This window comes from Hoylesella timonensis S9-PR14, assembly GCF_000762405.1.
In the GTDB taxonomy this organism is placed as follows: domain Bacteria; phylum Bacteroidota; class Bacteroidia; order Bacteroidales; family Bacteroidaceae; genus Prevotella; species Prevotella timonensis_A.
Genome location: NZ_JRPQ01000170.1, coordinates 1 through 8,310, shown reverse-complemented (window position 1 = coordinate 8,310; position 8,310 = coordinate 1). Strand labels below are relative to the sequence as shown.

7 protein-coding genes are annotated in these 8,310 nt (G+C 53.3%); 1 reads left to right on the top strand and 6 read right to left on the bottom strand.

Annotated features, from left to right (window positions below):
- Positions 1 to 527: 527 nt before the first annotated feature.
- Positions 528 to 713, top strand: a complete 186-nt coding sequence (locus HMPREF9304_RS14535) for a hypothetical protein (RefSeq protein ID WP_156104816.1) — start codon at positions 528 to 530, stop codon at positions 711 to 713.
- Positions 714 to 877: 164 nt separating this feature from the next.
- Here the strand turns inward: HMPREF9304_RS14535 and HMPREF9304_RS13850 are convergent, their stop codons facing one another.
- The 6 genes from HMPREF9304_RS13850 to HMPREF9304_RS10685 all read right to left on the bottom strand — a co-directional run bounded on the left by HMPREF9304_RS13850 (position 878) and on the right by HMPREF9304_RS10685 (position 8,038).
- Positions 878 to 4,303 (bottom strand): coiled-coil domain-containing protein, encoded by a 3,426-nt coding sequence (locus tag HMPREF9304_RS13850; RefSeq protein ID WP_052046120.1) that lies wholly within the window; start codon positions 4,301 to 4,303, stop codon positions 878 to 880.
- Between the two features lie 196 nt (positions 4,304 to 4,499).
- The gene (locus tag HMPREF9304_RS10710) at positions 4,500 to 4,781 is read right to left on the bottom strand and encodes a hypothetical protein (RefSeq protein WP_156104815.1); all 282 of its coding nucleotides are present in this window, start codon (positions 4,779 to 4,781) and stop codon (positions 4,500 to 4,502) included.
- A 50-nt stretch (positions 4,782 to 4,831) separates the two neighbouring features.
- A complete protein-coding gene (locus HMPREF9304_RS10705; protein WP_052046117.1) occupies positions 4,832 to 5,119 on the bottom strand; it encodes a hypothetical protein in 288 nt (95 codons plus the stop codon).
- Positions 5,116 to 5,601, bottom strand: coding sequence for a phage tail tube protein (locus HMPREF9304_RS13845; RefSeq protein ID WP_052046115.1), 486 nt, complete (start codon positions 5,599 to 5,601; stop codon positions 5,116 to 5,118). The genes HMPREF9304_RS10705 and HMPREF9304_RS13845 overlap by 4 nt, the downstream gene beginning before the upstream one ends.
- Before the next feature lie 917 nt (positions 5,602 to 6,518).
- The gene (locus HMPREF9304_RS10690) at positions 6,519 to 6,983 is read right to left on the bottom strand and encodes an N-acetylmuramoyl-L-alanine amidase (RefSeq protein ID WP_036928956.1); all 465 of its coding nucleotides are present in this window, start codon (positions 6,981 to 6,983) and stop codon (positions 6,519 to 6,521) included.
- Positions 6,983 to 8,038 (bottom strand): hypothetical protein, encoded by a 1,056-nt coding sequence (locus HMPREF9304_RS10685; RefSeq protein WP_036928953.1) that lies wholly within the window; start codon positions 8,036 to 8,038, stop codon positions 6,983 to 6,985. The genes HMPREF9304_RS10690 and HMPREF9304_RS10685 overlap by 1 nt, the downstream gene beginning before the upstream one ends.
- Between the last annotated feature and the right edge of the window lie 272 nt (positions 8,039 to 8,310).

The window sequence follows — 8,310 nt, the reverse complement described above, 5'->3', positions numbered from 1 at the left end:
TCTTGCCTGATGTGTAGGTTGAGGTATTTGAGTGTTTCCTCGAGCACTTCGTCCTGCTGCCACACCTCATCCTCGTCATCGCCNAGAAAGAGCAGNTCATTGACGGANAGNTGGCTGAAAAGCGAATATTTGTCCTGTTCGAGGCTGNCGACAGCGCGGCTTCCGTCGTATAATAATGCCACCTTTCCCTGTCCCTTGACATCGACCCCCTTGGTGATGTCNCTNAGCNTTTGGATGATGATGTCTGCCATCGTGCGCTGTTTTGCCGTGGCCTTGATGCCCGCGTATGATACCCCCAGCGTTCCCACGTCCTGGTACTTGGCATACCGCATGGCGGTGAGTATGTCGATGCAGCTCAGCTCAATCTCGTCCTGTTCCTCATTATATCCCTGCGAATAAGTCTGTGGCTCTACGAATCCGGCAAAGAGACATTCCCCCTCCCGATAGATGTTGACCACCACGTCGCGGCATGACGCGGAGAAGAAGTCGGGCACGAAATTTTTTGTGAGGAGCCTCACGCTCGCCTGTTGACAGAGCAGCACGTCGAAGGTGTCGCTGACCTGGCTCGTGATGTCCACGGGGTCGTCGGTCCAGCTGATGCCGCTATCTTTTGCCCCTATCTCTATATTTGGCGTATGGCTGCCTTTCGTGAGGATGTGTACCTCTATGCGCTCGTTGAGCTGGTTGTAGAAATGTCCGTGTATGTACATTGAGTTTATAAGTTTTTTAGTTCACAAGTTTATAAGTTTATAAGTTTACGAGTTTACAAGTTGACAAGTTCACAAGTTGATAGCTTGAAGTTTTTTTAGTTGATGAGTTTTTAAGTTTGTAAGTTGACAGTTCAAAGTTCAAAGTTCAAAGTAAACAAGTTCAAAGTTCAAAGTTTAATGTTTGTCTTTTTCCTGCTGATGCGCGTCTCGTTTGCCAGCGCCAGCACGATGTCCCGCCCACGGAGCCTTGCCTTCAGCTTACCACTGAACCCACTGCCGGTGTCGCCTATCAGGGACTTGAGCCTGTCGAGCGGAGCCACCACTTCCGGGTTGTTTGCCGCCCCCGCATACTCACCGAAAATGCCCAGCGTGGGTCCGTAGGCGATACCCCCGTTGGCAAACTTTGGCAATGACGCCATGACGCCTATGAGCGTGGCCACCATGCCAACGCCCATGGCTATGCCTGCAAAGGGAATGCCCGCATGCGCCTTCATGGTCTTGGCTGCCGCTCCTGCCACGTCTGCGGTAGTCTCCTCGCTTGCCGCTGCGGCTTTTGCGGCACTGTTGGTGACTTCCGTTGCCGTAGCCTTGCTGTCTATTGCCGCCGTGTCCGTCTTAGCCATGCCTTGCGCCGTGGTGGCCGCTGTGTTTTGCTGCGTTGCCCCTGTGAGTGCGTCGATGATGGCGATGATGCCACTCAACCCTTGATAAATCTGTATGGCCGCGTCGACGACGCCAGTGATGGTCTGCCAGGCATCCCCATTCCCCTCGAGCGCGTTCGTAAGGCTCTGCACGCCGTCTCCAATGCTCTTGATGCCTCCCCATGCCTCGGTGAAGCTGATTTGGCTTCGCCGCAGCACCTTCTCATACCTCTTCCATGTGCCAATGAGCCCCTGCACCTCCTCGCGCTGTTCCGCTCCGAGTGGATTCTTCGTGTCGGCGAGCATTTTCTGCAGTGAATGTATTTTTTCACGAATGCCCTCCAAGCCAATCGCTTGGAGTTCGATGCGCAGCTTCTTGCCGCTCATCGCTCCCAGTTCGTGCGTTTCATTGTGCATGGCAGGCAGTTGCGTCATCCTCTCCAGTGCATCGCGTTTGTGCTGCAAGGCATTGATGGTACGTTGAATGTTCTCCACTTCCTGTGCGCTTGCCTTTCGCTGCAGGGCGCCATAGTAGCTGATAGCCTTGTCGAGTTCTTCCATCGAGTTGAGTGTCCCGATGTGTGCGGGCTTTGTGAGCGTTGCCAAGGTGTCATCCCACTCGTGGCGCAGCTTCTGCAAGGCGAGAATGTGCTTCTGTATCTCCGTGCGCCCGCTTTGCGTAGCTTTCTTGAGCTGCTTCTCGTAGAAGGCGATCTCGGCATCGAGCTGCTCATAGGTCTTTATCTCCTCTGTCTTGAGAGCTACATGCGAACTGTCTTCGAATGCCGTTTTAAGGTTGTTCAAACGTTTTATCTCAGCATCGATCTGGCTGAGTTTCTCCTTGGACGCCTGTTTTCGCAGCTGTTGCTGATACAGCAGTTGGGCGTCAATGTCTTCCAAGGTATCGAGCGACGTTGGTCGGTTTGCCGTGTCGACCTCGTTCTGGACGGCCTTTTGCAGTTCCTTGTACTTGGCGATGAGTGCTGCCAGGCTGGCTATCTTGTTCTTGTCATCCTTGTCGGTTTTTTTCAACAGGTTGTCATAGTAGGAGATGTTCTTGGCTATTTGCTCCAGTGTTTTTGGATTTTCCACCGGCTTTTCGGGTGCGTTTTTCCTGGCAGTGGTTTTCACCGTCGGCTTTTGGGTGTGCTGCACCCCTCCCTGTTCTCTCTTGTTGACAGCGTCGCGCTTGTTCAATTCCTTTTGCAAGTGGCCAATCTCACGGTTGAGCCGTTGCCGTTCGGCGTTGTCGTTGCCTTTGACCCTGTCGAGGTCTTTTCGTTTCTGCTCCAGCTCCTGATTGAGTTCCTCGTTGGTGAGTTCGTGTATGTTCGCATCCGTAACGCGCACGGCGTTCCGTGACCTATCCAGTTCCTTCTGTGCTTGGACCATGTGCTTGATGCAGGCATCATACTGCCGTTGCAGTACCGTTATATCGCTGGCGAGCTTGCTCACCTCGCCCCCCAGCTGTTCGTAGTAGTCTTTTCCTCCGGCTGCATTCTCCCAGTTGTAATGCGTGTTTCCTTTTCCGTCCCAATACTGCTGTCCAAGCTGAAACCGCTCGCTTTGCTTGCTCTCTTTCTCCAGCTGCTTGGCGGCGATTTTCGATGCAAGCACCTTGGCTTGTGCCTCGTATCCGATTTGCGCGCAATATACCTTGCTTTTTGAGATGAGCGTGTCGTACCATTCCACCGCCGTGCGGTGATATCCGAAACTCTCTCCGTACTTCTTGTTGAGTTCGCTTACCTTTTTTGTCGTGTTCTTATGGCTGTTGATGAGCGATGCCAGTGCGCTGACCTCCATGTCGATCTCCGCCTTGGCATTGGATGACGCGCTGCTGAAGGCATCCGTGCTCTCTTTGAGCATGTCCACGTTCTGCGCTGCGTCTTCCGCCTCGTCGCCCATGGAACTGAACAGGGAAATGAGTCCGGTGATGATGATGGAAATACCCATTGTCATGGCGGCGTAGAGTGCCGTTACGGCAACGGTGAGTGCTGCCGTACCAGCCGTTGCCGTATATCCGCTTGCGGCCAGAAGGTTTTGTGCCGTTGCGACCACCCTTTCGTGAACTGCCAGTGCCAGTCCCTTGACGGACGTAAGGACGAATGCCGCACTGAGCGCCTTGATGGACGTGATGAGTTTCGCGGTGGCCGCCAGGCAGATCATGGTCTGTGCGGCGATGGTGACAAAGGGCATGGCTCCCTGTACCATGCTCCCCAACTGTTCCTTGATGTCTCCGAGGGTGTTCTCCAGCTGCTTCTGCTTGCCGGCGTCGGTTTTTGCCAGTTGTGCATTCATGTTGCCTACGTTTGCCGTGATCACCTCCGCGAGCATGGCAGCCCGTTCGGACTCATTTCCGTACTGTAGCACTTGCTTCTGTGTCTCGTCGAAAGTGATTCCCACGCGTTGCAGCACCTCTGTCTGCCCCTGCATGGCCTTTCCCATCATGTTGCCGATGCTGACCGCATCCTGTGTGGTTGCGTTCAGTCCGTTCTGCTGCGCCACGAGGTTGTTCATGGCCGGAATGAGCACCTCGAGGCTCTGTTTCTGTTTCAGGAAGGTTGCCATCTGCTGTGCGCCACTCAACTGCACCTCGTCGCCGATGACGCCGAGTTCCTGCTGCGCGGCACACAGTTGTTTGACGCTTTGTATCTCCGCGTCGGTACTTCCCATGCGCTGTCGCATGATGGTGTCGAGCTGCGTTTCTGCCACCAGCTGTACCTGGTATGCCTGTGTAAGGTCACAGAGCACCCCCTGGAGTTGTGCGATGGAGTTTTGAAGTGCGTCTACGGCCTGTGCCGCCTGTGCCCAGGTGATGACACTTTGTTTGGCTTTCTCGGCCTCTTCCTGCACCTCGGACAGTGCCTTCCCCACCTCTTTTGCGTCGGCGGTGACTTTCTTCACTCCTCCGTCGCTATTGATTTTGATGGTAAAACTGACCTCTTTTGTCATGATTTCTATTTTTTTTCTTATATTTGCAGCATCTTCAAACTTTGAACTTTATGTTAGCAAGCGTCAACTTACAGCCCCTTCACGACCTGATAGTGGAGCACCCAATAGCCTGTGTGCTTACTGTTGCGTTTTGCCTTGTGGTGATCATCGCAGGTCTTTTGTTCTGCTATGGCGTACTGAAGGCAAAATAAGCGGGCTATTTCAGTCCTGCCTTCCGCTTTTCCTCCCTGTACCTGCGCATGATCTCCTGCCTGTCGGGTATGTCTTGCTTTTGGTTTTCCTGTTTCTCATCCCATGGAAACTCCATGATGTCACTTGGGCTTAACCTTTGTTTTGCCCATGGCTGCAGTGTACACAGACAGCTCATGCGCAAGCGTTCCCACTGGTCGCGCTCTACCGCCATGCGCCTGTCGTTCCATGCGTCCCATGCCGCCCTGAACTCAGAAGGGGTGCATCGGCAGAAGTCGTTCATCCCCATGCCCATGCACCCCAACGCGATTCCGAGCAGTTGCTCAACATCTGCCTGCGTTACGTCTTGTTGGTCGTTTTTTTTTCATCCATGGAACTGATTTGTCGGTTCCACTGTGTGAGCATGTCGGGCGTGATGGTGTTGCAGAAGGTCTCGAAATCTAACGGGAACTCTTGTCCCGCTGCCTGTGCTGAGCATTTGAGGCAACACCACATGAGCATGAGCAGGTCTTCGAGGTTTTCTTGTTTGAGCTGGCTTACATCCTTTCCTGTCTCTCGCTTGAAGAGCAGGAACGCCCCCATTACCAGGTAACAGGGGTAAGTCTTTCCGTTGATGACTATCTTCATGCGCTGGTTCCTCCCGCTCTACTTGTAGAACCTGACTCGCTAAGTCCTGCCGCCACCTTTGCGACCTTTCCGCAGTTCTCCAGCTGTACGCTGTACTTGGCGTCGTCACCAGCCTGCCCGTCAAGTTCGAGCGATGTGATGATGTATTTTCCGCTATACCCTCCGCTGGTTTTTCCAGTTCGCTTGTCGCCATCGCGTAATCCGTAGGAGGCGTCGATGGGTTCGCCAGCGAGCTGTTTTTCCTTGAGCTGATCATAGGTGGGTGTGCTACTGTCTCCGTCGGTGAGCACACAGCCCTCTGCGGAGATGCTCTCTGAGAAGCTCTTTACGTATTTCTCCTTCCACTTGCCACTTGCCGCCTCTTTTGTGACGCGCTCACCTGTCTCGGTGGTGGTGGTTACCTTGCATCCAGTGGAAAATCCCAGGGCGCTGCCACCCACGCTAAGGATGAGGTTTGTTCCGTCTAAAACACTTTTTGCCATATCTTTCTTATTAAATTGGTTAATACTATGCCGGCCGCCACCCCGACGATGAAGGCGATGAATGTAATTTTGAGACCGGGGGCTTCGCGCTCCTTTTCGGTTTCCCTCAACTCGCTGTTTGCCCTATTTGCCTCATTGAGTTGGCGTTTCAGCGTGATGATGTTCTTTGAGTAACTTGCGGCTACCAGTAGCAGTGAGTCGCATTGTGCCTCAATGATGATTTGCTCAGGCTCATTGGGCGTTGCCGGTTTCCTTTGGATCTTGAGAGCCGCCTGTTTTTGCCTTGCCGTGTACGCCGCTGACGGTGGCAGAGATCTGATGCTGTCGAGTGTCAGCCTGAGGCCGACTGTTGCCATGGGAACCCTCACCGGCTTCTGCCATGTTTGGGTGACCGTCGCCGTGAGGCTGTCCCTTTGCAGGCGTAGGCTTTCCTCGTGCAGGCTTTGGCGTGTCACTGTCTTGGTCGAGCGACAGCTCCACGCTGACAGGGCAAGCAGTGCGATGAGGGCATATCTGAATAGCCTCGATAGCCCGTGAGAGGCGGTTGAGCGCCCGTCGCATCTTGTCGCCATCGGTGCGGAGATTCTCAATTTTGTCATAGTTGGTTTCGTTTTGCTGTTGCAGACTGATGAGCTCACGGCTCACCATGTCGTACATCTGCTTGTAGGTATCCTCTATCTTTTTTTTCTCCTCGACGGTTCTGAGGCGTCGGTTGGCNATCCAGGCAATGGCGGCGCCGATACCGCCCGATGGGATTGCCCATTGCAGGATTTGAAATATCGTGTCTCCCATTGCTCTGTGTGTTATTTTAGTTTACGAGTTTACAAGTTCACGAGTTCACGAGTTGATAGTTTTCAAGAAAAAAGTCTATTTACTTGTCTACTCGTCTACTTGTCAACTCGTCTACTAATTATTGATTATTGTCGAATGCCTATCTCACGAAGCCATGCCCGGACATCGAATGACGGACACGCCTTGCCAGGGTTCAGGTCATGATGCCCAACGATGCGTATCTGTGGAAAACGGCTATGGAAATCCTGCACATAACGTTTCAAGGCCTTGCGCTGGGCTGCTGTACGCGTGTCCTTGGACTTCATGGCTTTGTCGCAGCCGCCCACATATACGATGTGCCGGCTCACGCTGTTGTACCCTGCCGCACCATTGGTGATCTCCCAGTTGTCGACACGGTCGTCTTCGTTGTTCTTCACCAGTCGCTCCACACGTCCGTCGAGGTGGAACATGTCTGTGTAGCCCACGTGTCTCCACCCCCTGCCTGCCGGGGGTGGCGCGGTGTGCCATCGGCGGATGTCCGCCGCGGTGACCTCGCGCCCCTCCGGCGTGGCGGTGCAGTGGATGACGAGATATTTCATCGGCTTGCTCATCATGCTGTTTCCTTATAGCCGTTTGCCATTACCACGCCGGCATCAGTCTTCTTGGGCATGCAGATGAAATAATGGCGGAAGTTGATTTTGTTACGCTGGTATTCCGGGTCGGTGGAAGCCTCGCTGTAATACATCTTTGTTGAACCTGTGGCCTTGAACACGCGTGGCGTGTAGAATGCGAAGGAGCACTGGAACTCTCCCTTCTCGGCGTTTGCGCCAAGTGCTTTCTTGACGCCGGCCTGCGTATAGAGCGGCGTGTTGGCATACTCGAAGATGTCGAACCCGTAGAGCTTGCCTACCTTACCGGTTCCGCGGTCGATGTTGTACTGCTCGCGGAAGTTCTGACTGGCGAGCAGCAGGTCGTTGACGTGGTCGGGGCAGAGCACAAGACGGCGGTTTTCTGCTGGCACCTTGAGCTTGTCCAACGCCCGCTTCATGGCCACAAGGTCCTCTGGTCGGAGGCGCAGGCGACCTGTTTCAGCGTCGCGCTCTCCGGTGGTGGTGAGTACGGGCGTGGTGGCACTGTTCTTCTGAGCGCAGAGCGCATGGGCGGCTTTTGTAAATTTAGCGTCATTCAGCGCATTGCCGTGACTTTCCTTCACACGAGCCATCTTGTCATAGCTTATGGCATACAGCTCATCGTCCGTGATAGGAGTAACCTTGGTTTGGAACTTATCGAGCTTCACGGCAATATCCTTATCATCCAATGCCTGAAGTGGAATGGGGTAAGTCGTGTTATTCACCAACACGTCAGGATCAACACCTACATCTACGAGATGAATCACGTCATTATTGGCTATTGAACTCTGGTCTGGCACACCGTCCAGCCATGACCCTTCAAGGCCGCTGCGCAAAGCCTTAACTAACTCGCCGGTCCATATTTCAGTAAATACTCCTGCGCGGAGTGCGCCTTTTGGCATGGCGCCCACCATGGCAGCCACCATGTTGAGGGTGAGCGCGCCCACCATGGCAGGCAAGCCAAGCATTTTCGCAATGACGGCACCTACTATCGCATTGAATAGCAGTGCGGCAAACATCTTTAAAATTTTGTTCATCTTTTTTGTTTTTAGGGTTATTCTTTCAGAATTCATAATTCATAATTCATGATTCATAATTATAACTATGAACTCGTTAACTCGTTAACTGGTTAACTATTTTACTATTTATATCTGACACTCGATGCCGTACTCAGCCTTGTACAGGCGTTTGTATTCCTCCGGGTTGTCCGAGCGCAAGGTTGCCATCTGGTCAGCCGGAACCTCGCTCAACTTAGTGAACTTCTGTTCACCTGTAGGAGCGCCACCCTGATGTCCTATCACGGAAGACA